A 25845-nucleotide genomic window follows, 5' to 3' on the forward strand; every position below is an offset into this window, starting at 1 on the left:
TGCGAGGTATTGCGCGGCGCAGCCTTCGGCTAGGCATGGCGTCAAAAAATTTATTTATTAATTGAGTTTAGGAATGGTCGCCGACTCTTAATTCGCCAGCCTCTCTTCGATGAGGTGCCAGGCGTTTTTGTACGGGCTGGCATCCCATGAATATTGGTTTGTTGCTGGTGGAATGAATGTGACCCGCACGGTTGTGTCCTTGTGCGGCTGGCCGTCCTTTCCAGGTGTTTCCAGCCATTTTTTATGCATCACCCTGGTCTCCCTTGACATCACGGCAGCGGGGATCACATAGAACTCGAACTCTGCATCCTGAGTTGGATCTGGGATGCCACTCAGAACCCAGAAAAAATTGTCCTGATACTCCTTCTCTGCCTTTACCCCGACGGAACAGGTCTTATTGCCAGGCAGGTACGTCTTCACCTGGATATGGACGAACTTGGTGCCAGCGACGTTGCTGCACAGGATGTCGGTGTTGGCTGCATTGCCAAGGGTGACCACGGCGTAATACCCCCGGCGGCACAGTTCTCCCGCAACAAAGAATTGACTCGCATTGCCTCGGAAGGTTTTATCTGTCGCCATTGCTATTTCTGTTTTCTGCTTGGTTCCACCATCCAACCGAGAAGGTGCTCTAAAACCTCTCCTCGACTTCTCAGGCCCCACTCTTTGCGCTTACGGTCAATCATTGCCGACATCTCATCGCTTAGGTGGATGGTGACTGCTTTCTTTTTGCTGAGTCGTGCCATTAGTCGTCCCCGTAAGTCTCCTCGTATAAGTCGTTCAGAAGGCGTCCGTTGAAGGACCAATGAGCAGGGCCACGGATTGGCCGGTCTGGATCAAGACGCAGCTCCGCTGTCAGCTTGCTGATGGAAAGAGTTCTCCCTTGAAAGCAGACCTTGCGGCCATCAGCAACTGTGCAAGTGGTCTCCCCATCGCCCTGATAAAGAAGGGTGCTTCCTATGGGGATGCCCATTTCTATGTAATTGAGTGATGGCCGTCGAGAACGCTTGAGCTTCTCTGCGGAGGCTTTCGCCTGGACGTCTACCTGTTCGGCTTCAGCCTGCATTGCTGGAGTCAAGTCTTCCAGCTTCATCAAATCCAGCAGCCCAATCGCTTGCTCTGGGTCAATCTCAAAAAACTCTCGTCTTGGGTTAACCCTGTATGGCCCGAAAGCGTTATGAAAGGCTTTCTCTACCTTGTCCATGTCTGCCACCCTTGCGGCGTAGGCGCACTCAAACGGCAGAGGGACGCCCGTCGTGTAGAGGTCGTTTAGACGTGCCTCAACCCCACGGCCCGTCTTTCCGATCTTCACCATCTTCGGCATGGCGGGATTTGTTAGGACGTAGACGATGCCCTCGTTCATCAGGTTGGTTGAGCCATCGCCAGTCTGTCTTCGTCCTGTTCGGAATCCCAGTCCAACCCAGTTGTTTTCAGCGGTGGAACAAGGCTGCCAAGGCGTATCCCACGATTAGACCCACGCCCAGGGTGAGCCAGAAAAACTGAGACTTAGATAAGCCAAGGTTTTTGCGAACCTCTTTCGCCCACTGTTTAAGCAGTGTGAGCACTGGGTAGAGCCTCGCTTCTCTCAGCTTCGACTGGCTCTCATCCCAAGTCTTTTTGTCGGGGTAGTAGAAGATTTCGGAGTTAAAGGTTGCTCTCCCAGGGATTTGGTGTGCTTCCCATTTATGGCTTGCCAGAGCCACCCCCGACCAGGCGTGGCTGCCAGGATCGAAGCTGCAGTAAGGGCACTTGAAGTAGCTCATCCTTCTAAGGCTCTTGAGGCTGTGTGATTAGCTCGCTTCAGCGAAGGCAGTCCGAACGCTTCTCCACTCTGTCGTTCTGTAGCTGCGGTGATGCACCTCCACCGTGTGCCCCATGGCCGCGGCGATCAAGGTGTCGTCCTTCACGATCCCGTGAGCCCGGACGCTGAATGTGTCCCGCAGTGAGTACGGCCGGAGCCACTCGCCTCGGGCCTCATATTCGGCCATCAGCTGCTGCCAGTAAGGCAGACGCCGCAGGACGGCCCCGAGGGTCTTCCCGGAAACGGTGGGCGGGAGCTTGAGCTGGTCCCAGTTCTGCACCAGATCGAAGGTGGTGCCGTCGACAGCCACGGCCTCAAGCCACCTGGGATCGGTCTGTTCCTTGACCCCGCCGCGGGTGTTGTAGGTCTTGCCCTTGGTGACGCGGAGCTGGAGTTCGCCGTCATCGTTGGTGGCCCGGGTGATGAACGCCACCTCCCACGAGCGCACACCAAACACCCGGCAGATCTTGATGACGTTGGCCCACGTCTCTGGGATTAACCGGATCAGCTCCAGCACTTCGGCGTCGGTGAGGACGGCCTTCTTCCTGCTTTTGGCATCTGCGCCGCGGATCTTCAGATAGTCCTTCTCCGGGACCAGGAATGATTGAGGTTGCCTGTGTTCAGCGACGGCGTATTCCAGGAACTTCTTCAGTGCTAGGCAGCACTCGAGCCGGCTTTTCGGCATCTCGATCCAAGGCTTGAGCTCTTCCCCGTGTTTTTTGCCTTGCTTCTGGTTGATCCTCTGATGGGTCAGCACCTTCTCCATCAGCGCCTTGCCTGTCTGGGCTGCTTTGCGCCCTTGTAGGTGCAGCAGGGCCACTTTCAGGTATCGCCCGTAGCTGGCCTCGAATGTCTTGGGAGCGATGCGGTTGTCGAGTGTGAGTTTGTGCTTCTTGAAGGCGGCAACAATGCCCGGCCATGGAGTCACAACTTCCTGGCTCTTGTGGTCGCTGATGGCGAGTGCGTCAGCGATAGCTGCCTTCAGGGTTATGCCGCCTTCCATCACCGGCCCGTAGATCTTCAGCAGCAGGGCATTGACGGGTTGGTTGCTGCTTTCAGCCCATGGATAAGGGAGCGTTGCCGAAGCGCTTGCCACATCGCTGCCTGGTGGCATTTGCAGCTTCAGCCGCACCTTCCCGTAGTGCTCGGACAAGCCCCATCCACGCAAACCACCTGTCTGCTGTTGCAGCCGCTTCTCCCATGGCTGCTTCTTCAACTTCCGGGGCACAATTCGGGATAAATCTCGGGATAAAATTAGTTCTACATGTCTTTGAATGCAACTGACTGCTCTCAATAATACCTTTATAGAACTGGGTTTTTTCGTGGCAACTCTCGTTGCGGCTGAGCCGGCATCAGTGCTATCACCCAAATGACTCATGGGGGCTGGAAGGCCCCTTCAACCATTGCAAACACTGGAGTCTCGGATGCGATCTTCCCGAGGCTTCGGCGCTGTGACCCTGGGTGTGACCCGAGGCTGGCCTTTTTCGGCCTAAGTGACCCATCCGGGGGCACAAACGACTGCTGGTGAGGTGCGGGGAGTCTTGGAGAAGTTGGCAGAAGCCAGGTAGCTACTGGTATAGATCCCTTTCTTTCGTTATTCCGTGGCAATAAAATAGGGGCGGTGCATCAAGCCGCCCCATGAGGATCACCGACACCAACAGCTGAAAGATCTGTGTTCTTAGTTTAGTTAATCGATGCCTAAACGGAGTCTTCCGATCTTTGCTGAATTGGTGCTTTCGGAGTTGCAGCAAGAAGCTGCATTTGAGAAACAATCAATTGATGATGATTGCCCCTCGATCCCTCAGGGCTGCCCACTGTCCAATCCCCAAAGCCGTCGTACTGCAGTTCAGGTCAGCGAATGATGGATCTAGATCAGGCTATTGATCAGTCCTATCGAGAGGCGTCGGATGCTGAGGTTTCTGCTCGGCGTCTAGAGGCCAGGATTGAGCAGATCCCAGGTGCGAAAGGGTTGCTGCCCAGCAGAAAGTACGGAAATCCCGTGAATTTCAAGGCGATCCAAGAAAATCTGACTTTCGCCCTGTTGATTTCTTGGCCTAGCACTGTCTTGGCAAGTTCAGCGGCTCGCACGAGTTGATCGGTTATGGCTAGAGCCACCGCAGCAGACATCGTCGATCGTGTTGATCGGCTCCAAGAAATGCTCTTAGAGGGCACCTCGAACACTGAATGTCTCGGATACGCGAGACAAACGTGGGGGGTTTCTAGGGCGCAGGGCTACCGGCTACTGAAGAAAGCCTGGCAGCAAATCAAGCTTGACATCGATAAGACCGGTATTGATCGGCAGGAGCTACTGTCGTGGTCAATTCAGACACTGATGGCCGCTGCTGGCCAAGCGATGAGGCAGAGCAATCCAGGAGCAGTCGTGGCTTGTATCCGTCAGCTCGATCACATGACCGGTACTGGTTACAACTCCCATCGCGGCCACGTCGTACGTCAGTAGACGATTGTATTGCTGTATGTAGATAAACTGAATTTTAAAAATGAGCCAAGAAGAAATCAATCGCCTCGAGCCATATGGCGAGCTCATGTTTTTCTTTGACTGTACAGATGGATCTAAAAATCCCAGATGTTTGCTGATACAGCAAGCATTTACAGCAATTGATTCAGAAGGAGAGCATTGGGACGAAAAAGTAATATATTCTGTTTGCTATGGATATAGCGGTGGTGGAGTCCAATCTGATTTCTTGTTCAAACAAGACTTTGTAAATTGGGGTACAATTTATTATGGTGATTGTTCTGGGGATGAATGGAGAGGTGCGAGAGATTATTCTAAAGAATCCCCTTATGAAATTGATGTCGAAAAGGACCTGACTTGGACAGAGTATGATTCTCATGCCTACGAAGTCCTTATGAGCAATTGGGATGCATATTTTGAAATTAGTGAGGTAGGTGACGATATACTCTTGAAAGAAGAGCATTTGAGATTGCTGCAGGAAGGATCAATGAGTTCTGATGGATTTGACAATGATTGCTTGCAAGACTTCTCAGGAATTTGGAATTTTTTGACGAGCTATCGATAGACTTTGTCGAACATTTGGTTTGTTGTGAACAAGCTTGTAGCCAACTAATTTCTCGCACAAGCTTTTCAACCTAGGGGGGGGGTGAGCCTAATTAAAAGTTGTAGATGTATTAGCCGCCAATCATGTCCCTGGGGGGGGCTTTTGGGCGAGATACAGCATTCCAACTGATTTATTCAATGCTTACCTTGACGTCTGGCGATGAAAATCTATTATTGCGGAGCCCATAATTTTTCAGTATAGCTTCCTTCATCTGCAATCCATAGGTTCCAATATCGCTCTTCCAGTTGTTTAAGTCTGATAAGCACTCTTCAATATCTTTAGCTTTAAAATCTTCAAAAGTCCAGGTGGCGTTGAAAATAATAGTATTGTCCTCCGAGTTTTCGCGTATGTTGCTAACGCTTACTGAGATAGCCTTTGGAGGATTTTGGGTGTAACAGTCATCGAAATTGTAAGTTGCATCACCGTCAAGCTGGTTGACATCTAGCGAGGGGTTTAGGCAATCAGAAAGTTTGATGTTTGATATCTGCCCATTTTCATCTAAAAGTTGCCTGAATGAGATGCCGTCGTGAACTGAGTGCTCTGAAAGAGCTCTTTCGATTGAGAAATCTTCTAACGTGATAACAAGCCTGGCCATTGATTTAGTGAGGCATTTCCGCATAATATCATCTCACTGACTTTTTGTAAGGCGTTTGGGATCACTTTTTTCTATCAAGTAGTTGCAAGTAAGATGGAGTCGTTGGTAGGAAATTAATGGCGGTCTAAATACTTTTATGTCTTGACCCAATAAGTAAAATGATGTCATACTCATCTAACAACAAGTTACTTCATCACATGTCTTCAGTAACCCACGAGGTAGACCAAGTGCTTGAGGTTGATTTTTCATCCCTTAGTGAAGACGACAGAAATGAGATCATCGAGTGTCACAAGAACCCCGACGCATATGTCTGCGATGACTCTTTCCCAGGCGAGATGGTCTGCAGAATTGAAGAATGTCTTGTAAAAGAAAATTCCGAAAAACCAGGCTCATTCATACTTAAGAGGACGCTTTATTTTGATTTTTCATGGGAGGATGAAGATGAGATGTCTGAATGGGAAGAAGACAACACCACCACTGATGATGCAAATTTGCCAAGCTATGTAGTTGGAGATTACGAAGGAGTCTGCATTGGTGACGCCATGCATGATTATGAAACGGACTATCGTGGAATGACTGTCTAATACCAGTGATCAGCGAACTATAGGCCTCTAGTAGGCTTTTTCATCTGCAAGATTCCTTGAAATCGTAAGTTATTAGTGATATGCTCATGGTTCAATCAGAGCGAATTGAGTGAAAAATTCTCAAATTAAAGTTTACGGAACTGGTATTATGCTCTGCATATATGAGCTGGATGACGAAGATCAATTCAACCAATTTTTCAAAGCATCAGAAAATGGCGAACTAGATTACGATGACCTGGAGAATGGAATGGATGAGGGTGATCAAGTGGCAGCACTTTTCGAGCCTTCAATCATATTAGACGATAACGAAATTAATGAAAATAAGACCTTAGAAGAACTTGGCTTTGAAATTAACGTGGGTTCAGAGGATCCTGTGTCTCGAGGCACATGTTGGGCTATTTGTGTCGAGACTTACAAAGGTATTTGGGGTTCAGTCGAGGCTCCCTCTGACAAGGCCAACGATCCAGGAAACTATCAAATATTTAAAACAGAATTGAAGATAGGTAGTGGTCCAACTGCCCTTGATTTTACTTTGACTGAAGTTACTTTTATGGACGGCGAGTTCGGCGATTTCGACGAGCACGAACTCGAAGGTAAAGCTAATGATTGGTATTTAATTGACGTCGAGGGTCGAGTCTATTCGGTATAAAACATGAACTCTCTTCAGACAGATTTGTTCTCAGTCATTTGTTCTATTGTTCAAACAAAAGATTTCGATAGGATGTATGTAGACCATGCAATTAGATATGGACTTTTGAATTACATAGCTAAATACAGCCTCGCCAAAGAAACTTATCTTGCTACAGAAGTTTCCCTTGAACACCTTCTGAAGAACAAATTTTTAAAAGACGGAAAGCTTAGAAGAGGGATAAAATCTCAAAAAAATAAATTCACCTATGAGCACCCCATACCCTCAAATGAGATAGGTAGCGAGATTGTAAAAAATAGGCATGATTCAGCTCAAATCGCAAAGATCCTGGACTGGTCTGACAAGGTCACTATTCTGACTGCAGATGAAAATGATATGTTCAGGCTTTTCAGGCTTACGAAAAAAATGCCAGATGGGTGGCAATTCTTTTCAGATAATCAATTCTCTAGATACTATGTTTGTGGTATATGCAGTATAGAACCTACTCTCGAGATTACAATGACAGGTCAGATCGTTAGGTAGTTTATTTTCGGCAAGTTTGATTCAATTTGATATGCTTAACGCTATTAGTGAAACACTGGGAGTTATATTATAAATTTTTAGCCTTTGCAGGCGTTATTTACGTTTTATTTTATAGCTTGCACTGGCGATTAATTTTTTCGATTGGCTCTTACTGCTACGTGATCCGGATAAAATCTTTCGGCAGTTTCTTTCGCCTCGTACGAAGTTCTAGCCATCACTTCGTAGTCAAACCCGATTCCATTCCTCACCAGTCTCACAATGTACTTGAACATTGGGAAAATAATGTATGCACTTCCAGAATATTAGCAATGATCACCTTTGGTGGGAATCCAGCATTGATTTATCGAGTTTCGCCTCAGTAACTCGAGATAAAATGAGCGCGCTAGATTGTATCCAATTATCCGAGATCTTATTTTGCCAAGGGTGCTCAATAATGTAAGGCTCAAGGACGAGCAAATAAGAATGTATGCCACAATAACCATCATTTTCCTAGGAATTTGTGTCACCGATCAGCCTAGCCTACTATCCACATAGTGGTTGAGAATTGTTAAAAAGCAGATTTCCTCATTGCGTGGGTCTATAATTAATAAAGTTGTATTAATTGTTTTGCTCAAAGTTTATTGGGCTAAAAAGCGTCCCTTGGCTATATGCAGTTTGGCTGTATTTGCGATTGCACTTCTGTCGCATTCGTGGATACTGTTAGTGGTTCTTTTTCTTGCTATTGCTGGACCATATATTTCTGAAAAGGACAAATTTCCTCAGGCATTTTTCTCATCATGGGGCCGCCAGGACTGGCTTGTCAATTCGCTTTACTTTGCGGTAATTCTAATAATTTTATTTGGAAGTACAATTTCGAGGACTGCGCTTTTCTTGGCTGTTCTCCCTTTGGCTTACGCCTATATTACTGATAAAACTCTAATTAATGCTACTAAAAGTCCTGATAAAAAGTTAAAAGCTGAATCCGTATCCGGCTTGGATTTTGACAAGCTTTGGATTTATTTTCAGCAGGGTGGTGCTGAGATATGGAATGCAGATGAAACTGTTTATCTTGGCACTTTTGAAGGTGATCCTGGTGAATACATAATTGAGATTAATGGCCCTGATGAATATCCAGTCCCTTACTGCAAGAGTCGTACTGATTTGCCTCGCATTGTTGATGATTTTGTTGAATACGGTGGAAGTTTGTCGGATTTGGCCCGAGTTATTGACGATTCGCCTTCTCAGCATGTTGATAATTTAAATAACCAAAACCAACCTTTAACTGGGCCGGAGCTTTTGGCTAAAATAAAGGAATTAGGAGATGTAGCTAAGTCTGATCTTGTTAGGGCTTGCGGTTACTCTTCCCCAAAAGATGGGGGTGGCGAGCGTTTGAACTTTACTGGCTTTTATGAGGCCCTTTTGACTGCAAAGGGTGATGCAATGTCATCTAAGAATGCTGATTTCGATGAATCATCTGTAGAGGAGAATGTAGATCAACAAGATATTGATTTGCCAGCCGACTGGCAAGACCTCGACGGTGAACAGCTTGTCAGTAAGCTTCGGAATTTAGAGCAAGTAGATATTGATGTCCTTAGAGTACTGGCTAGCTTTGACGATTGGTCCGTCCGACAAGCCGTGGCTTGGCATGACAGCACGCCTGAAGATGTTCTGAAAACTCTTTCAAATGACTATGACTCAGACGTTAGTAATGCCACTCGTGATCGAGATCTACCGAAGTCATGGCGGTATATGAGTCGAGTTGACAGAATTGAAGCGCTGAAATCTGACGATGTATCCTCAGAAATTATTGATCTATTGGCAAGTTCTGAGGACTGGAGAATACGTCAAGCAGTTGCCTGGAGCCCCAGTGCACCAGAATCTATTTTAGAAAAGCTCAAGGATGATGATGATGAAGATATTCAAGTTGCTGTTACCACTGAAAGGAGACTGCCTGTTGATTGGCGCTTCATGAGCGGTTGGGATAAAGCAGAACGTCTGCGTGAGGAATCAACAGAACTTGCAATTCTGGAAATACTAGCTCAATCACGTGATTCAGATGTTAGACGTGCTGTCGCACTGCATCCGACCACACCAGAACGTTTGCTGAAAACACTACAAGAAGATAGTGATGACAGCGTTCAATCAGGTATCAGAGAGCGTGATTTGCCGGAGTCTTGGAAAATGCTAGACGAAGGTGAGATGATTTCAGCACTGAAAGGTGACGAAGTTTCTGACAGCGTCATTTCTATCCTCTCCAAATCTCACTCTTGGAGAATAAGACAAGCAGTCGCACTATCCGTAAGAACGTCGCAGGAGATTCTCGACGAACTATTGAATGATAGTGATGAAGATGTTCAATCAGCCGTACGAGAACGAGCCCTGCCAGACGAATGGAAACAACTTGACGAAGATGAAAAAGTTGAAAAGCTCAATCAGCAGCAAGCACCAGCGCAAGTATTAGAAATACTGTCAAGATCAGGCCAGTGGCTTGTGCGTCAAGCAGTCGCGCAAAACTCTGGCTCCAGCGAGGAAATTCTGAAAATTTTAATTGAGAATGATAGCGATGATGATGTTGTCAAGGCTGCCAAGAAGAGCCTTAAAAAATTTAGAGGTTCTGGCGAGCAAGATGAGGATGAAGAGAAAACGATCTATATCAAAACAGAGCCAGGTGGCCATGTGTTGTTTGGCCAGCTCTCTGAAGAGCAAATTGATGAATTAAGAATATGCATTGACAATCAGGAGCTCAGCGAGGAGTTGAGTGAAATCGGAGATAACTCCTATGGGCAGCTTGCTGAATGTGATGGTGTTGTTAATAGCGGTGATGAGGGGGATTGCGGAAACGAAGGAACCATTACCTATAACACTGATCAGTCAGTTCTCGGGCCTGAAGTTGATGAAGATGGCACTTACGAAGATGGCATTTATGTTGTAGTGATGAAGCTAAGTAAGTGCTCGATTGAATTTGAGTTCAACGCTGAGGGTGGATTTGATGAAGATGAATTTGAAGAGATTTCTGTTCCTGTTCGCATTCCGGAAGAAATTGAACATGGTTTATACGGCCATCCCGACTTCAATATCATCACTGGGTTTAGATTTCGTGGAGAAGATGTTGAGGAGTATGAGGGTGAAGTTGAAGACCGAGGTTATGATACCCAGTTAACATTCTTCGCTATCAAGGATGGTGAGACACACATCCTCTACAGCAACTACAATGGTGAAGAGGATTGGCCTAATCGAGAGGTTTCAGTCGATCTTCTTGAAAATTTGCCAAATAGTTTCAATAAGTCCTCGGGAATAACGCCTGACTTCTTGCGGTCTACAAATATTTCTTATGTCACGGTAGAAATTGATGACCCAAATGAACTCAACGCCGAATTAATAGATAATCTGCATAAAAAGTTTGAGGAAGAAGCTGTCGATGCCCCTTTTTGCAACAGTGGAGACTATGATATTGATGACTTGAAAAATGATTTGCCCGAGGGTTGGTCGCTTAGCAAAATGCCCTCTAAAACATCGGGTGCTTTAATTATTCTTGCAGAGATTAATTACAACGCTTCAAGAGATATTGATTTCGACGCCTTTGAGTCTTGTGATCTCGAATACTGTCGGCTGTGCGGATGCTATCCAATATTTTCCTGCGATTCTGAGTCAGACAAAGATCCATTTGGCGGTGATTTTGTGACACATGATTCGGAAAAGACCCTGATGATCCAGACTTACGATGCTGATGGAGAATATGACGAAGATGAAGTTCAGGTCGAAGACTTTGCCGATCGACTTGAGGACTGGAGGCAGATGATTACAGATGCCAAAAAACCATAGGTCGGCCTCCGGGGTCGTGGATATCTGCCATAAGCCCGAAAAGAGCAGTTTGAAATACTTCCAGGACAAGCCATAGGCAACGTAATCCTCCATTGCATTTTCTTGGCAAGAGGCATTGGTCTTGAAGCCGTCAAGATGCCATATTCGTATTAATGTAGATATAATTTTGCTTTTGGGCTTGCGTTCATGGCTCTTAATTCATACTGAAAGATATCGAAATTTATTGACTGGAAGCGACAAAAACGTGGAAATACCCAGAAGATGGTTTATGCGTTGATTGCGTATCTACAACTCATGTATTCAAATCAATGGCCTGATCGGCAAAGTCTCCATAGGCCCCAGGATCACAGGTCAACAAGATGACTTGCAAGCCATGATCCACAGCCGTGCCCAGCATCTGCTTCACGATCTGAACCCGTTCGGGATCTGAGTTGGTGAAAGCGTCATCGAACACCAAAGGTAGGCAGTCGTCGTGGCTGCCTTTGAGCACTTCGGCTATGGACAACCGCAGCGCTGCAGCCAGCTGTTCCTTCATGCCGCCACTGAGTTGGTGGAAGTCATAGAACTCACCACCACGCATCAACTGCAGGCCACCAAACCCCTTGGCCTGGTCGTAACTCAACTGAGCCACGGGTCCACCGGAGATCAGAGGCCTTAAGAATGAACCGATGGATTGAGCCAATGGCTCGCTGTAGCGGCTGGAAAGATCGGCCTGGGCCTCAGTGAACAGCTCCTGAAGCAGGCGATGTGCGTCGGTGACGCGCTTAAGGCTTTGGTAGTCGAGTTCAGCTGCTTCATGCTGAACCCTGGCCTGTTCCACAGCCCCATAGGGATCCTCGCTACTGATGCTGTCGCAGCGTTGTTTTGCAGCGCCACGACGATCCAATACGCCTTCGATCTTGAGCTGCAGAGCATCGATTTGGCTCTGCAAATCCGCTAGCTCTTGCTCCTGATCGCCACTCCCCAAGGCAGCTCGTTCAGCATGCAGCTTGCCAAGATCAGTCTCAGCCTGTTGGCGCTGCTCCGCGAGTTGCTCCACCTGTGCATGCTGAGCGCCCCGGCTGCCATGTGCCTCATTCAGAGCATCCAGCCGGCTCTGGCGATCTAGGCATTCGGCTTCTGCCACCTGCAACTGGCTTGCGCCATCACGTGTGTTGGCCTTGAAAGTCTCCAGTGCCGAGCTCGCTTCATCGAGATCGGATTCCGCCTGAGTGACAGCTGCTGTGGTGTGGGTCAAGGTGGTCGCAACACCCTGCTGCAGAGCCAAAAGACCATCCAACGCCGTTGGCAGTTGTTGCTCCCGCTCAAGCTCCTGCTGCGAGGATGCCAAAGCCGACACCTGCCGGGCGAGATCATCAAGGCGTTGCTCGATGCGTTGCAGCTCCTGCTCTTGAGTAGCCGAATCCTGTTGAGAGGCAAAGCCAAGAGCCAGCAATTTTTGCTCGAGCCCACTGCGCTGCTCAGCGATCTGCTCCGCGTTCTCCAGTGAAGTCGCTCCCAATTCAGCAAGGCAGGTTTGGACCGCCGCCTCGGCAGCATTGGTTTGCCCATCCAAATCACCCAGGGCTTCACCACCGCCTGGGGTGATCTCCAAGGCCACACCCTCACCAACCTGCAACTCGAACACTGAGCTGAGTTGTCGCTGATCGCCACTGGCAATGGCCTCACCGTTGATCCGAACCGGCTGATCCGCGCGTAGAACCCGAACGCCGGCCGCCATGGCCTGCTGCCGCGTTGCAGCATCACGCCAGGCCTGCTGCAACTCTCGAAGCCGGCCGAGTTCAGTCCGTCCAATCACTGGCCCAGCCGCCAGTTGCTGTTCCAATGCGCTGCGTTGCTTGGCACTGGAGCGCAACTGCTCGATTTCCTTCTGCAGGCGACTACGGCTTTCACTCAAACGTGCTCGTTCCACCAAAAGCTGGAGCAGCTGATTGCTCTGATCCAACTGCTGCTTCTGGGCATTGAGTCGCAGCCTTGCCTCCCGTTTCGTTTCAAGGGCGCGCTCCAATTCCTGCTCCTTGGCCTCAGCACCCTCCTGGCTCTGCCGCAGGTCTGCAAGACGCTGTTGCGACCCCTGAAGTTGGCCGGCCAACTGATCAACATCAGCCAACTGCTTGGTTGCAGTGTCGTGCCGCAAGCGAAGGGGTTCCAGCGCTTTAGAGGCCAGCTCAATGGCTGCATCCAACTTGGCCGAGGCTGCAGCCCCCTCTGTGATCAACTGGCGGCGCTGCTCAAGGGCGGGGAGCTCTTGGCTCTGCAATGTCTCCAGTTCGTCACTGATCCCTGCCAATTCAATTCCGGCCTCCTCGTAATCGCTGAGGCGGGCCAGGGCACGCTCCAGAGCGAACTCAGCCCGCTCCAACTCTTCTTGGCGTTGCCACAGCGGCGAGTTTTTCTTGACGCCGCGGCTGGTGAAGTTCTCATCCAGTGCAGCCTCAACCCGCTGAGCAACACGCTGGTCATGGCTCGATTGCTGAACCACCGCACCACCGCTCTGCTCCAGTTGGGCCAGGAGCGCATCAAAGTCGTAATGGGCTTTGCCCGCCTCCAGGAAGTTGTCGCCTGCTGCACCCTGCATCACCCAGAGGTGAGCCCAACGGGTGGGTAACACCGTTGAGGCCTGACGGCTGCCCAGCGTTTCTTTCACGCCTACCAATTCAGCCAAGACTTCTTCCGCGACTTCACCATTCAGTGACTGAGCACTGGAGGCCGCAGACAGGCTCACCTGGCCAGAGCTGCCGCTGAAGCGTTTACGCAACGACCAGGTATCGCCTTTGGCTTCAAACCCAACACTGACGGTGGGGTGGCCCATATGCAGCCTGGACTGCAAGGCTTCAACCGGTGCACCCGTGGCTTTTGCCTTCAGAAACAGGGCCCGGTGCAACGCCTCCACCAAGGTGCTTTTTCCAGTTTCATTCGCCCCACCGATCAGGGTGATTCGCGGCGAAAACTCCAGGCTCAGATCTCCATGGAGCCTCACGTTCTGCAGTTGGCAGTTGAGAAGACGCATGCTGATCAGACGGTGGTGAAGCGGAACAGTTCGCAAAGGGCCGTGCGAGCCAGAGCTGCCTGATCCGAGTCAGGGTCCTCTTCCCGTTGCAGCCGGCCCTGCAGTTGCTCGGCAACCCGGGCGATCAATGGATCTTCCATACGGCCGGTGAGTTGCTCCAATTCCGTGGCCTCAGGGGCTTGCTGACACTCCCCTTTGAGGCGAAGCCGCAGCAAGCGATTCTCCAGATCGCAGACGATCTGGTCGTAGCGACGATGGCCGGCAAGGCTGAGGCTTCCGCTCACTTCAACGCGCAACAAGTCACGCGCCACTCGACCAGCAGTGAGCTCATCCACCTGCCGCTCAAAGCGATCGAGATCTTCATCACTGTTGAAGCGACAACGAATGTTGTGCCAGCGAATCCGGCCAGTCGGGATCGTCTGGATTTCCGGAGTAGAGCCGCGGCTGACTTCCACTGCAAGCACCTGGCCGCGCTGGTTGTCTTCCCCTTGATCAAAGCGATCCGGCTCGGGAGTGCCCGGATACCAAGCGCGATCGGAGACCTGCTTGAGGTTGTGCCAATCGCCGAGGGCGATGTAGTCGATTTCCTGTTCGGGAAGCGAAGGGAGATCAATCAGGTTGTTGGCCCCCGCCTGCGCCTCTTCATCTAGCCCGTATTCACGGCCGCCAAAGCCGTGTACGCCACCATGGGCCAGAACGATTCGCGGCTTCGAGGTGTCCAATCCGTTCCAATCCAAGGAACGAAGCCAGAGCGTTGGATCGGCACTGTCCTGATTGCGCAGCAACGGGCAAGGCAAAAGCAGCGCTTGATCCAGCTCTACGGGCTCGCGCTCCAGCAGCAACCTCAGGTTGGGCGCCATTTGGCGCTGATGCCTCTGGAAATCTTCGCGGTGCCAAACGGTTCCTAAGGCCCCATGGTCGTGATTGCCCGGAATCACCAGAACAGGGATCTCCATCTCACCGATGGCTTCCAAGACCTCGAGCACCGCAGTCGTCGGGGGCGTAGGCGAATCAAAGAGATCACCTGCAACCACGACAAAAGCAGCACCTTGCATGCGTGCGGCATCGCGGATACGGCCGATGGCGGTCAATCGCTCTTGCTGGAGCTTGAAGCGCTTCTGCTCATCAGCAATCTGGCGGTAAGGCTTGCCGATCTGCCAATCGGCGGTGTGGATGAAGCGGGTCATTCGCCAACCTCCAGGCTCATGGGAGCTGAGTTTGCTTCCATCAGGCTGCACAAGAGACTGAGCCGTTGGACATTCCCAATGCTGTTGCTAATGCCTATCGCTAACTGAGGGGAGCCCACCACGATCGAGAGGCACTGGGCTCGGCTGATCGCCACGTTTAACCGGTTGGGGTCGAGCAGGAAATCGAGGCCACGCGGAGCGCTCTCCCCATCACTGGCGGTTAGCGAGTGGATCGCCACCGGGGCTTCTTGCCCCTGGAACTTGTCAACGGTGCCGATGCGGGCCTTGTGGCCTATGCGCTTCTGGAGCCGGTTCACCTGCATGTTGTACGGAGCGGTGATCAAGATGTCTTGTTGGCCGAGCTTTCCACTCACGGTCGTCATCTCGCCATTCACAAGCTGGGCGCGCTCATAGGTTTGGCCAATCAGCTGATCCACCAATGCAGCGATGCGCTCTACCTCCTCTTCGCTGGCGGTGCTGTTGCCGTTGTGGTGAACCGGCTCAAACACCAGACCCTGGCTTAGGCCTGACCACTTCACCTGGTTGGCGGTATTGGCAGTGGCCGGTTGTAGTTCCCCTGCATAGAACAGTTTCGAAACCACTTGGGTCAAAGATGGTGGCATCCTCCAACTCGTCGCCAGAAATACACCGCGGTCGTTGGAAACAACCGGCTCGTTGGCCATAACGTAGTCAAGGCAACTCAGGCCGCTGTCATCGGGATGGGCCGCCCTATTTGGTTGTGACAGCTGCTGCTGATCTCCCACCAACAGAATGTTTCGGGCGATGCGGCTTAGGTAAAGAAGATTGCTTAGCGATACCTGGCCGGCCTCATCGATCACCAATAAATCGAAGGGGGTCTCGTCATAGGCCTCCTTCACGAAGGTGAAGATCGTGCCGCCGAGAACGGCAGGTGACGATGAGATGTTTTTCTCCTGCAGAGCCTGGGCTCTTGATCCAGCCAGTGCTCTCACATCAGCCTTCTCACTAGAGGAACTCGCCACCTTCACCACAAGCGCTGAGGAACTCTTGGCATCTAGACGATCCTGAACTTTGCGTAGGAGGTTGTTGATCGCTTCATTGGTGTTGGAACTCACGGCCACGCGCTGGCCACAAGCCACTAGCTGGGCAATCAGTTCACCAGTCACCGTGGTTTTGCCTGTGCCCGGGGGGCCTTGCAAGGACAAGCCGATGCCGTTGGTCTGTTGCAGAAAACCAGCAAGAGCTGAGGCCGTGGCCTTGGGATTTCGACGGATCTCGGCGTTGACCGGGATAAGTTCGGGGATTGTTTGCCGCTCCAGGAGATGAAGCAAAGCTGGCGGCAGAGGCTTGCGCTCGACTACCCACCCCTGGGCTAGGCGCACCAGATGCTTGAGCATCTGCCGATAAATCGACTTCGGGAAAGGCACCAGATCAGCCCGCTTCGGCAAGTTGGCGCTCGACCAACCAACGGCCTTGGCCAAGGCATCTTGGGTGACCTTGAGCGTGACCTGATCAGGTGCGTCGTCATCCAAAAAGCCTGGTGCACCCCAGGCTTTGCCATCGGCCAAGACGAGATGGGGCATCGGCACCAGGCGCTCCCCACTGGGGCTGAGCGGAACCACCGCGAAGCTGGATTGACGGCCCTCTTTGGCTGACAACTTCAGTGGCTGTTCGGCATTGAAGCGGTAGCAAAACCCGAGCGAGCGCTTGATCGGCTCTACTCCCTTGAGCTGAGCGCCAGCAATGACCTCACTGTCATCCAGTCGCTCCTCCGGAGTCATCTGCAACCGGTTGAAAAACTCCCACCACTCCACCTTCCCTTCCCGTTCGTGGAAATCGATCAGCTGAGCAATCAATTTCTGCAACTTGCAGCTAAAGCCGCGGGGCCCGGTCACTTCCGGATCAGACAACGGCACGGTCAACTCTTCACGCAATTGACGCGCGGCGGCTTCAAGTTCCTTCTCCTGCTGATTCGACTGCTTGGACTCCTCGGCCGCCTTAGCTGATGTACCCCACTTGTTGGCCCGGCGGTTCCGTTCCTGTGTTTCCGGAAGCTTCAGCAGAAACTCATGGAGTCCTTCAGTGACTTGACAGTCCTTTTCGTTGTAATCACGCAGATCCTTGAGGATTTTTGGATCTGGCTCCTTTTTCCATTCGGCGTACTGCACGACCGAATCGGCGGCGTTCTCCACCTCTTCTGAGCGAGGGGGGCCATAGAGCCGCTCCACTTTTTTGATCGAGTAGCTGGGAGCTCCGATCAACAGCCCGTTGCGCACGATCGGATAGAGGTCCACCAGCAGCTCATCGCGCAGCCACTGATCAATCTCAGCCTGATGAATCTGATGGCGTGAAGCCAACTTGCCTAATGCGGTCTTCTCGTAGCTGGCGTAGTGGTAGACGTGCAAATCGGGATGGCACTCACGCCGTTGCTGCACCCACTGCACAAAGCCATCAAACGCTGTCTTCTCCTCTTCGGAGCTGTGGGCCCACCAGTCGGCAAATTGCAGCTTGCCTGCCTCATCGCGGTAGCAGGCCCCAAAGAGGTACTCCAGCTTCTTCCCGCTCACAGGATCGGGAAACCCCTCCATGTCAAACCAGATGTCCCCTGCATCTGGAGCTGGGAGCATGTCCAGCCCCTTGGCCTGCTGCGCTTGCGGCCGCACCTTGAAGGCAGGGCGGTCATCATTCCGCGATGCCGTAGCTATCTGCATGCGTGCCTGTTCACGCAACCGGGCAAACATCGCCGAATCCAGGCCAGCCACGCGCTGATCCTCAGTGCATGACGCCAGATCATCGATCGAGCTGATTCCAGCGGCCCGCAACTTGTTGCGCTGGCTCTGGCGCATCCCTGCCACAAGGATCAGATCCCGCGCGCGCTCCAACCGTTTCTGAATGTGTGGCTCCCATGGCCCGTGATCACCGGGGGCATCATCCGGTTCTTGGTTGGGGTCAAACCCGGCTCTGAACTCGCGATAGCGCTGCCGCAGGCGCTGATACCAACTCCAGAATTCGGAGCTGCGATAAGGCTTGAGCTGAGCGCCACCGAGGTAGAGCTTGAACTGCTCCGGCCGTTGCCCAAGGATTGGCGTCAGCAGTTCGCAATAGGCGCAGGCCTGAACCAAGTAGATCGGCTTGGAGTGGCTGGAGAGCTTGCATTCGATCGGGATGTAACTCCAATCGCCAAGGGCAGATGGTTTGTCGATTCGCTCCAGCAGGTCGGCGGAGCCCCGCATCTCATCGTTGTGCATCGAGGCCTGCCATATGTAATCCGCACCAGAGCGCATGGCTGCGCGGGTCGCCTCGTAGTCGGCTTCGCTCTGCCCACCCTCGAGCCGGGCCACCTGTTTGTCTTCAGCCTCAAGCCTGGCAATCAGCACCTGCTCATGCTCATGGCCTGCCTTAAACAACAAGTCATCAAGCGCTTGGATCTCCGGACGCGGAGCGCGCTTGGGGTCTGTGGCATGTACCTCTTCCCACCAGGCACCAATCACCGGGCTTCGGCTGAACAGAGATAGCTGGGAGGGGGTTACGAGCCGATCAGCCATCAATCGATGTCTCCAGAGAGAACAAGCGCTGCCAGTTCAGTTTCGCCGGACTGAATAGCCCTAAGCAACGGCCGCGACAGCTGCTTAAGTTGAATGCCGGCTTGTTCATATGCCTGTTCCGGCGAGATAAATGATTTGGTTTTCTGATATTTGACAAGGCGCTTGTTCTCTTCAGGGAGAACAAAGTTGTATTGGCCGTAGCAACTCAAATAGCGGTTTAAAACCTCTTTGGCTGGATCCTCAATGACAGACCAGTTCAATAAAAATAGTTCCGCAGCAGCCACCTTGCGTGGATAACGGTGGTCTTTGGTGAGCTTCACTTTTTTCGGCTGTGAGCTTTCGGCTAATGCTTTTAACGCCTCAACCGAGATCCCTCCGGTCCAAAGCTCATCGGATTGGGGAAAGTACCAAATTGCCGCACCAACCATCGTTTCTAGGAGCTGCTTCTGATTCTGGGTGCATTGGTCTGATTGATAAAACGATTGCTGGCTCAATACCGTTCGAGCTACCACGTCTGCACGTTCCTTGAGCCGGAGGTTTGAATCGTTTGGCATTTAAGTGATCTCCCATTGCAATTCAAACGTCATTGCTGCTCCTTTGATCAGAGGTAATGCCAATAGAAGTGGTTTCATTGCTCTTTGTCAAAAAAAATCTCTGAAGGACTGCTGTTGCTTCTGGATAATGCGCTCTCCTTTTTTTGCTTCCAGTGGACATAACTTCGCCCACCGCATGAAGGGATTTCCATGAACCGTCTGATATTTCGGGTATCCAGCAAACTCCCCTTCTCTGTAGAAGACATCCTGGTCCCAAGCATCGCTTCGGTCTGGGCTCTTGCTGGTGGCAAACTTCTCCCCAGAGCAGTTGGCAAATAACCAAAGTTCCTGAACTGGTGGACCTGCTCTGCCCGAAGCAGGTTCAGCAATGCACTCGAGTGGGGTAGTGCTCCAGTCGCATCTGGTGATCCAGGTCCTTTGCCTGACTTTGACCTTGATCCAACCGTCAGGCATCTGCTCGGGCAGGGATAACTGTTCTGTTTCTACCCGACACCCTGTTCCACACCCAAAGACAGGGAGTACATGCTCTTGAGGCACCGTCAGGCCGGCAGGGGTGATGAGAAGCAGGAACAGCAAAGGATTCATTCGCTTAAGCCCCTGAGTTCTTCTAATAGAACTCGGTTCAGTCGGTCATCGCATCCAACAACTATATGGGGATAGATCGTTCCTTGTCTGTATGGTGCATAAGCGGCAGCGCAGACTTTTTGTGTTGCTGCATTCCATTTTTGAAGGGTCTCTGGGGTCAGCTGTTCCTTCAGTGCTTGGTTGGAGTGCTCCCAACTCTGCGATGCGCAGAACCTCATCTCATAAGTAGTCAATCCAGGGCACTTGATCTCTGGCTCACCTGCCTTGATGGGCAGCATTGGGATAAAAAAGAGCATAAGGAGTTTTTTTATTTCTTCTGCATTTTTTGCGGTGTTTCAGGATTGATTGATTCATCAGTCTTTGGTTTTTTCAAAAAAATCCTTTAGTGATGACTGTAATTGTCCGTTGTTTTCCTTGGGATGCTTTTCCCTAATCCCCTTCATCTTTTTGTAGTCGTTGTGCATGGCTTGGAGCAGCCATGCCTGCGCTAGTTGGGTTGGACCTTCCTTTAGTAATCGGATTTGTGATTCCTTCAGGCCAGTCTTCATCTCCAAATACTCTGCTCTCCAGGATGATGCGGCTTGTTTGTCGTTCATTTTTCCTTAGGGTTGGCTATGAAAATAGGGGTAAGAAGATGTATTTATTGACTTGCATTTTATGGGAGTCTGGCCGCGGCGATTGATATCTCTTCATTAAGCGCTGCTAGGTAATCAATGCCCCAGCCTGGAGATGGTTGAAGGGTTTGGCTGCGTTATGCCACATGAGCCTTTGTTAGGTGATCGATGCCTGCGTTGACAATGGATCTGATGGCATCAAGCTCCTGCAACTGGAGCAGTGGTCAGTGCTCAGTGCTGGCAGTCTCGATTGAGCGGCGGGATTTGTCTCAGGCTCAGGCTTCCAATCGCCCGAGTCAACGTCGAACCCAGATCCCACAGGGGGTTTGGGCTGTTGTCTCGGCGCCTCGCCCTTTTCCGCACAAACGGGCAGGGACTGTTGATGCCCCCCTGTTTTTTGTACTTCACTCCTTTCTCTAAAAGGAGGAGAGGCATGAGACAAATCGCCCGGATCCTCTGCTGTCCCTGCTGATTGAGGCGCCTCATGCCCCCCTGTAGAGGGTGAGGCTGCCGAGGTGGCTCGGTAGTGAGTCCACAGCCTGACCTTCACGCCGTTGCGGCGAACCTGCCCTCTGGGCGGCTTGCAGCCGTGCTCCTTCAGCGCCTCTTTGACGAGGTGGCGATCGGGCGCCTGAAGGTTGCACCGTTCGATGCCTGCCAGGCACTCATCGAGGGTGAACTGATCGCCGCCTTTGCCAAAGCGGAGCCAGTGGCCAACGGTTGCCTCGAACGGATTCTCCAGCTCGAAGCTCTTGTTTCTCCGGTTGCTGGCTTCCTGGTCTGCTGCTGACAGGAAAGCAGGCTCCCCCTCCCGATAGGCCAGAACAGCGGCACGCCAGATGCGGTCGCGATCAGCCTCAATCCGGTCACAATCGATCTGGCCCGTCTCGATAACGAGGAAGCGCCGGTGGCCGGTGGCATCCCTGAGGAAGTCGTCTCGGTTGCAGGTGCCGACCATGATTGATCGGCGCGGATGGGCCTCGATAAACCGCCCATATGGTGCGATGAAGGTGTCCACCGCTGAACTCAGCAGGCCCTTGATTAGCCCCGATTCCTTGCGGCTGGTCAGGTAGTCCAGCTCCGCCGCCTCGTAGCACCAGCATCTGTGCAGAACGAGCAGCTGATCCTTGTGCTTCGGCTGCTGGGTATCGACCAGCCACTGCGGCCCAAACAACTTGCGGAGCGAGGTTGATTTGCCTCTCCCCTGCTCACCTTTGAACACCACCATGGTGTCGAATTTGGTGCCTGGGTCGTAGATGCGGGCAACGGCTCCCAGCAGCATCACCCGAAGCATCCGGCACGACAGCTGATCGTCCTGGACCCCCCAGTAGCTGCCGATTTCATCCAGGTCGATGGGGTCTAGATCGGGAGCCTTGACCAGGGTCTCCAGGTACACCGCGACAGGGTGAAATCGATTCTCCTGGGCGGCGCGGCAGATAGACGCCGGAATGGGTCTCAGCGAATTAACCGCCTTTACTGCCAAAACATGGGGGTGCTCCCGGAGACAGGCTCGTGATGTCGTCGCCGCGGCTCACAAGGACTGGTTGGACGCTTGCTATGGATCTGAGGAGATCGATCAGCGGGACTTGCTTTTCCAGCAGGTGGGACGACTCGAGCGCATCGCCCGCAAGGCAGAAAATGCAGGACAGTATTCAGCAGCTGTCGGTGCCATTACGGCGCTGAATCGAATGATGGCGTTGGGCGCTGATCAGAAGGGCTTCCGTGGTCACTCAAACCACCACCACCGGCGCTGACCCTCAACTGTGTTTACGTATTGCCCGGCTGCAGCACTGCATTCACGGAAAGAGGAAGGCCGCCCCTCCCAGGTGGAAGAGACGGCCTAGCTCGCTCGCTTGTGCATCTTTAACCCGCGATGTGATCAGGGGATGAGAGGCCAGCCCACCTACGACAGGAATGGGGTGACCTCTCCTATTGCTCGCTTCCGACACCCCTGTGATGACGGAACAGGGGCCATGCCGTATGCCATTTCTGGCGTCGGGCGAAGTGTCGGGCCTTTCAAGCTCCTGGGGCCAAGGTTCCATGTAATGGACCTTCTGACTCAGTGTTGAGTGCCCCCCGGCAGTGATGGTGCCGGGATTTAGGGCAAGCCCATGGATGGTGAGAAAACTCGTGGAGCAGATGCTCGAAAGGTCAGGCGACTTCTAAAACCTGCTCGGTTGGACCGTCGTCTTTCATTGACGCCTCCGATCTCGATGGACTCACTCTCGTCAGCGGGCACGCACAAGGCAATCAGCCTTAACGCTCATTGCCTTGTGGGCACCGACCATCTGATGTTGGGTTTGACGTGCTTGTCCTTAGAAAAATTTCTGCAAGACAGCAGGAATCTCCAAGTCCTCTGGTGAGTCGCACTGGCTGGCTTGTTCAGCAAGCTGCGCGAGAGCAACTGATTCCTCTGGAAGGGGAATGCTGCATTCGCAGACATTCTCTTTTTTGCGAGGGAAGCGATTGCCGAGGTAAAAGGGCGGCAACTCCCAATCGCGAGAAATCAGCTCCTCACCATCCCCATCTGGCCGAGCAATCTGGTGCTCCAGCTTGAGGTCAATAACTTCCCCCCAACTGTTCCAAGGTCGTTGATCATCCATAAAACGCTGGTCAGGACAGGGAATCTTGAGGATGTCGGCGGCTCTGCACATATGGCGAAACCACCAACCAGACCAGTTCATCTCCATCACATGGTCAGCAACCTCATCCACAGCACAAACACCAGTGGTGATGTGCCATGGCGCTGGCTTGGGATGAGCATGACGAGCGGATCTTTCTAGGAATGTCAAAAGACGTGGCAAGGCTGATTTGAAAAAAGCCCGCTTTCGCTTTGAGCAAGTCCCGTCAAGAGCGACGTCCTCTGTGACGGACCATGGGGTCCAATCCAGTTGGCTCTCGTCTGTGCCGATGCCATTAGAGAGGGAGTCACTACCCATCAGAACGACAGCGGCAAGCCAGTCGGCAAAGGCGAGAGACCTAAACGCTGACGCTCGGCATTCATGACTTGGCGACCTTCTTCAAGAAGCTGTCGCCCTGCCTGCCGTCGTTTTGACCTGCACTCCTTGCCGTCCTGAAAAGTCTGAGCATCCTTCAGGCAAGCCTGAGTTGACTGGAACAAGGCGAGTCTCTTCTCATAGCTGCTGAGAAACCAATCGCGCCTCACTTGGAAAAGCTGCTGCTTTTGGCTTTCAGTCAGCTTCGCTTCCTCTTGCAACTGTCGTTCTTGCATTCTCCGTTGAATGCGACGTTGCAGAAAGGATTGAGCTTGACCCTCACTCTGGTACAGCGCGATTGCAGACAGAGCGAGACAAGGGATAAGGAGGATCCCGCTCAAGCGAGCAGGCGAAAACGTCCGAGCCGAGTGGCTTTGGGTGGTGCCGAGGCCGTCGGAACCAAATTGTTTGCGCATTAGAAATCAACCCGCCTATGGGGCGGCACGAGGTGTTCGGATTAGTGCGAATGTCCTCAGACCCGCCATAGCGGGGATGTTTCGTCAGACGTTTTGAAGTTAGCAGTACTCGCGGGAGTCATCGGCCGTCTCAACTGCCGTTATGGCAACCGGCGCTGATCTGGCAGCCTGCGGGGCTTGTGCAATGCCCGCATGGATTACAAGGATTTTTGCCTCACCTGTCTGGTCACTTTGGCCGCCATCAACACGGTGATTAATTTGCGTTCCCAAAGACGGCGTTGAGAACTCAGATCAGCCTGGAACGGCCCAGTAGGTATCCCGCAACGAGGCCAGTAGCGGCCCCTTGAAATTGCCAAAGCTGCTTCCGGTACTTCCAACCAGCTCGGTCCAGAGCAATTCCAGCCCAGATGGATGCCGCAATAACCAAAAGCAGGAGAAGGGTTTTCATCTGCTTCTTAGCCGAACTCCCAGGTCACAAGGATTGCCATAGAGGTGAGGACAAGGAAAACCAACCAGTTCCCACCGGCCCCAAAAGCGAAGATCGCCGCGATGACCGTCGCACTAAGAGCGACCTTTAGGCGGTCATCCATCTTCTGAACTGCGATCTCGCCGATACCGATCAGGGCTGAAAAACCAAATGATCAGCCGGGTGGTGAACCAGGCGAGCAAGACGCCCAGAACTATCGAGACAAGCGCCTCCACAACAAGTATTCAGAGAACATCAGCCGGAGCTGGATGTCCTCAATATGCCGTGCTGATCAAGGGCTGAAGAGCGACCGTAACTCTCAGTCGCGAACTGATTCGTCCTTGTCTTTTGGGGCCTCGACTTGAGGCTCAGGCTTGGCTGCTGACTTTGAAGCCAGAGAAGCCTCAAGACGCTGCAACTGTGCTTCACGCAGTGCGGCGGAGATGCTGAGGGTGTGGTCAGTCATCGATTGGCGTTTCCAAAAGCGGAGGCGCATTGCCTAATGCTGTTGAAAGGGGGCCTACGGAACAGAAGACTGGAGAACCATAAGGAACTACAGGCAGCTGACTAGCGAGTAGAAATACTCAGGGTCAGCAACCCCTGACTGCTCAAGCCCTTGGACAGATGTGGTGGTGATGACGCCCCCTGAGTCAATGCGCCAGTCAGCTCATGTATTCAGCTGAACAGTTGAGCCAGAACAGAGTCAATACGGGACGGGCTAAGTCCAGCTACATAAACGACTGATTGCGTCGAAGCCGGGTTGCGGGGGGAACTGCACCCGGCTTTTTCATGCGCAATTGAAATTACGAAAGAAGGCCCCCAGATCCACTGGGGCGCAAGGGGCCGGGGAAGCGTCGTAATCAGGTTGCGACTGTCAAATCAGTTGCGTCGCGTTCCTGCTCCTCTCGTCTGGCTGAGGTCAGCACATTCTTCAGCTCCGGCGTAAACGCCGTCGAGCCACGTCGTGGCCTGGCTGAACGTCTGGAACTGACGTTCGTGCAAGTCGCTCATCGCCAAGAACTCGTACTCGCCGATGGGCATCACCCACACCCCCTCGATAAAGGAGTCGCGGTATTCCCAGCGGCCACTGCCAAGGTATTTGGCGCTCTTTTCGGCCTCCTCGTCTTCGAGTTCAAATTCTTGAACTGTGGACTCAAGGCCCTCGACGAACCCTTCCAGTTCCAAGGCTTTCGCTTGCAGCTCAACGATGTGCGCTGCGAGGAAAGCTCGCTTGGCGAACAGGGTCTCGGTCCTGGGGTCGATGTTGATCGTGGTCATTGGATGGAAAGTAAATGGATGGTGTTGTCCCACCTGTCCCACCCCTTTCCCCAAACAGTTGGAGAAAAGAGAGGAGGTTGGTGATGTGTATGGAGAGGGTTTCGACGTAATGCCCGGACACATCACGGGTAAGAGATCGACAGGTGCTCTCAAGAACCACATCACCACCAGGACAGACCTCTGCCGTGT

The 25845-nt window shown here is 52.1% G+C and carries 19 protein-coding genes and 1 pseudogene; 6 read left to right on the plus strand and 14 right to left on the minus strand.

Annotated features, from left to right (window positions below):
- Positions 1-87: 87 nt before the first annotated feature.
- The 3 genes from DXY04_RS02055 to DXY04_RS02075 all read right to left on the minus strand — a co-directional run bounded on the left by DXY04_RS02055 (position 88) and on the right by DXY04_RS02075 (position 3014).
- Positions 88-615, minus strand: coding sequence for a hypothetical protein (locus DXY04_RS02055; protein WP_170951314.1), 528 nt, complete (start codon positions 613-615; stop codon positions 88-90).
- 127 nt (positions 616-742) lie between these two features.
- On the minus strand, positions 743-1360 hold the full coding sequence (locus DXY04_RS02065) for a GIY-YIG nuclease family protein (protein ID WP_115160782.1): 618 nt from the start codon (positions 1358-1360) through the stop codon (positions 743-745).
- A 427-nt stretch (positions 1361-1787) separates the two neighbouring features.
- Positions 1788-3014: a hypothetical protein gene (locus DXY04_RS02075; protein ID WP_115160784.1), complete on the minus strand. Its 1227-nt coding sequence runs from the start codon at positions 3012-3014 to the stop codon at positions 1788-1790.
- A gap of 1282 nt (positions 3015-4296) precedes the next feature.
- On the opposite strand from DXY04_RS02075, the gene DXY04_RS11750 reads away from it, so the two are divergent.
- Positions 4297-4836 carry a hypothetical protein gene (locus DXY04_RS11750; protein ID WP_136975353.1) on the plus strand — a complete coding sequence of 180 codons (540 nt, stop codon included), beginning with the start codon at positions 4297-4299 and terminating at the stop codon, positions 4834-4836.
- A 169-nt stretch (positions 4837-5005) separates the two neighbouring features.
- Here the strand turns inward: DXY04_RS11750 and DXY04_RS02095 are convergent, their stop codons facing one another.
- The gene (locus DXY04_RS02095; protein ID WP_115160787.1) at positions 5006-5470 is read right to left on the minus strand and encodes a hypothetical protein; all 465 of its coding nucleotides are present in this window, start codon (positions 5468-5470) and stop codon (positions 5006-5008) included.
- 197 nt (positions 5471-5667) lie between these two features.
- Between DXY04_RS02095 and DXY04_RS02100 the strand changes: the two genes are divergently transcribed.
- The 4 genes and pseudogenes from DXY04_RS02100 to DXY04_RS02115 all read left to right on the plus strand — a co-directional run.
- Complete coding sequence (locus DXY04_RS02100) at positions 5668-6054, plus strand: hypothetical protein (protein WP_115160788.1); 387 nt, start codon at positions 5668-5670, stop codon at positions 6052-6054.
- 109 nt (positions 6055-6163) lie between these two features.
- A complete protein-coding gene (locus DXY04_RS02105) occupies positions 6164-6703 on the plus strand; it encodes a hypothetical protein (RefSeq protein ID WP_136975354.1) in 540 nt (179 codons plus the stop codon).
- Positions 6704-6706: 3 nt separating this feature from the next.
- Complete coding sequence (locus tag DXY04_RS02110) at positions 6707-7225, plus strand: hypothetical protein (protein ID WP_136975355.1); 519 nt, start codon at positions 6707-6709, stop codon at positions 7223-7225.
- A 1203-nt stretch (positions 7226-8428) separates the two neighbouring features.
- Positions 8429-8638, plus strand: a pseudogene (locus DXY04_RS02115) (hypothetical protein); the annotation flags it as partial.
- Positions 8639-11318: 2680 nt separating this feature from the next.
- Here the strand turns inward: DXY04_RS02115 and DXY04_RS02120 are convergent.
- The 7 genes from DXY04_RS02120 to DXY04_RS02155 all read right to left on the minus strand — a co-directional run bounded on the left by DXY04_RS02120 (position 11319) and on the right by DXY04_RS02155 (position 21896).
- The gene (locus DXY04_RS02120) at positions 11319-14036 is read right to left on the minus strand and encodes an AAA family ATPase (RefSeq protein ID WP_115160791.1); all 2718 of its coding nucleotides are present in this window, start codon (positions 14034-14036) and stop codon (positions 11319-11321) included.
- A gap of 5 nt (positions 14037-14041) precedes the next feature.
- Positions 14042-15223 (minus strand): DNA repair exonuclease, encoded by a 1182-nt coding sequence (locus DXY04_RS02125; protein ID WP_115160792.1) that lies wholly within the window; start codon positions 15221-15223, stop codon positions 14042-14044.
- Positions 15220-18747, minus strand: a complete 3528-nt coding sequence (locus tag DXY04_RS02130; protein WP_115160793.1) for a TM0106 family RecB-like putative nuclease — start codon at positions 18745-18747, stop codon at positions 15220-15222. The genes DXY04_RS02125 and DXY04_RS02130 overlap by 4 nt, the downstream gene beginning before the upstream one ends.
- The gene (locus tag DXY04_RS02135) at positions 18747-19301 is read right to left on the minus strand and encodes a hypothetical protein (RefSeq protein WP_115160794.1); all 555 of its coding nucleotides are present in this window, start codon (positions 19299-19301) and stop codon (positions 18747-18749) included. Before DXY04_RS02135 ends, DXY04_RS02130 begins: the two co-directional genes overlap by 1 nt.
- A gap of 87 nt (positions 19302-19388) precedes the next feature.
- A complete protein-coding gene (locus tag DXY04_RS02140) occupies positions 19389-19886 on the minus strand; it encodes a mannose-6-phosphate (RefSeq protein ID WP_115160795.1) in 498 nt (165 codons plus the stop codon).
- A gap of 353 nt (positions 19887-20239) precedes the next feature.
- Positions 20240-20482: a hypothetical protein gene (locus DXY04_RS02150; RefSeq protein ID WP_115160797.1), complete on the minus strand. Its 243-nt coding sequence runs from the start codon at positions 20480-20482 to the stop codon at positions 20240-20242.
- A gap of 175 nt (positions 20483-20657) precedes the next feature.
- Positions 20658-21896: a virulence-associated E family protein gene (locus DXY04_RS02155; protein ID WP_115160798.1), complete on the minus strand. Its 1239-nt coding sequence runs from the start codon at positions 21894-21896 to the stop codon at positions 20658-20660.
- Between the two features lie 52 nt (positions 21897-21948).
- Between DXY04_RS02155 and DXY04_RS02160 the strand changes: the two genes are divergently transcribed.
- Positions 21949-22254, plus strand: coding sequence for a hypothetical protein (locus tag DXY04_RS02160; protein ID WP_244278549.1), 306 nt, complete (start codon positions 21949-21951; stop codon positions 22252-22254).
- Positions 22255-22815: 561 nt separating this feature from the next.
- Here DXY04_RS02160 and DXY04_RS02165 read toward each other — a convergent pair.
- The 3 genes from DXY04_RS02165 to DXY04_RS02175 form a co-directional block, all read right to left on the minus strand.
- A complete protein-coding gene (locus tag DXY04_RS02165; protein WP_136975356.1) occupies positions 22816-23214 on the minus strand; it encodes a hypothetical protein in 399 nt (132 codons plus the stop codon).
- Positions 23215-23438: 224 nt separating this feature from the next.
- Positions 23439-23837 (minus strand): hypothetical protein, encoded by a 399-nt coding sequence (locus tag DXY04_RS02170; RefSeq protein ID WP_206749648.1) that lies wholly within the window; start codon positions 23835-23837, stop codon positions 23439-23441.
- Between the two features lie 1420 nt (positions 23838-25257).
- A partial coding sequence (locus DXY04_RS02175; RefSeq protein ID WP_206749649.1) for a hypothetical protein occupies positions 25258-25845 on the minus strand: 588 nt, incomplete at its 5' end.

The sequence above is a fragment of the Synechococcus sp. UW86 genome (assembly GCF_900474085.1).
Taxonomy (GTDB): Bacteria; Cyanobacteriota; Cyanobacteriia; order PCC-6307; family Cyanobiaceae; genus Parasynechococcus.

Bases quoted from the DNA above. Each gene is read 5' to 3' on its own strand.
- DXY04_RS02140 (WP_115160795.1), bottom strand. From the start codon at position 19,886: ATGAATCCTTTGCTGTTCCTGCTTCTCATCACCCCTGCCGGCCTGACG.
- DXY04_RS02110 (WP_136975355.1), top strand. From the start codon at position 6,707: ATGAACTCTCTTCAGACAGATTTGTTCTCAGTCATTTGTTCTATTGTT.
- DXY04_RS02120 (WP_115160791.1), bottom strand. From the start codon at position 14,036: ATGCGTCTTCTCAACTGCCAACTGCAGAACGTGAGGCTCCATGGAGAT.
- DXY04_RS02130 (WP_115160793.1), bottom strand. From the start codon at position 18,747: ATGGCTGATCGGCTCGTAACCCCCTCCCAGCTATCTCTGTTCAGCCGA.
- DXY04_RS02150 (WP_115160797.1), bottom strand. From the start codon at position 20,482: ATGAACGACAAACAAGCCGCATCATCCTGGAGAGCAGAGTATTTGGAG.
- DXY04_RS02135 (WP_115160794.1), bottom strand. From the start codon at position 19,301: ATGCCAAACGATTCAAACCTCCGGCTCAAGGAACGTGCAGACGTGGTA.
- DXY04_RS02095 (WP_115160787.1), bottom strand. From the start codon at position 5,470: ATGGCCAGGCTTGTTATCACGTTAGAAGATTTCTCAATCGAAAGAGCT.
- DXY04_RS02065 (WP_115160782.1), bottom strand. From the start codon at position 1,360: ATGAACGAGGGCATCGTCTACGTCCTAACAAATCCCGCCATGCCGAAG.
- DXY04_RS02100 (WP_115160788.1), top strand. From the start codon at position 5,668: ATGTCTTCAGTAACCCACGAGGTAGACCAAGTGCTTGAGGTTGATTTT.
- DXY04_RS11750 (WP_136975353.1), top strand. From the start codon at position 4,297: ATGAGCCAAGAAGAAATCAATCGCCTCGAGCCATATGGCGAGCTCATG.
- DXY04_RS02160 (WP_244278549.1), top strand. From the start codon at position 21,949: ATGGGTCTCAGCGAATTAACCGCCTTTACTGCCAAAACATGGGGGTGC.
- DXY04_RS02125 (WP_115160792.1), bottom strand. From the start codon at position 15,223: ATGACCCGCTTCATCCACACCGCCGATTGGCAGATCGGCAAGCCTTAC.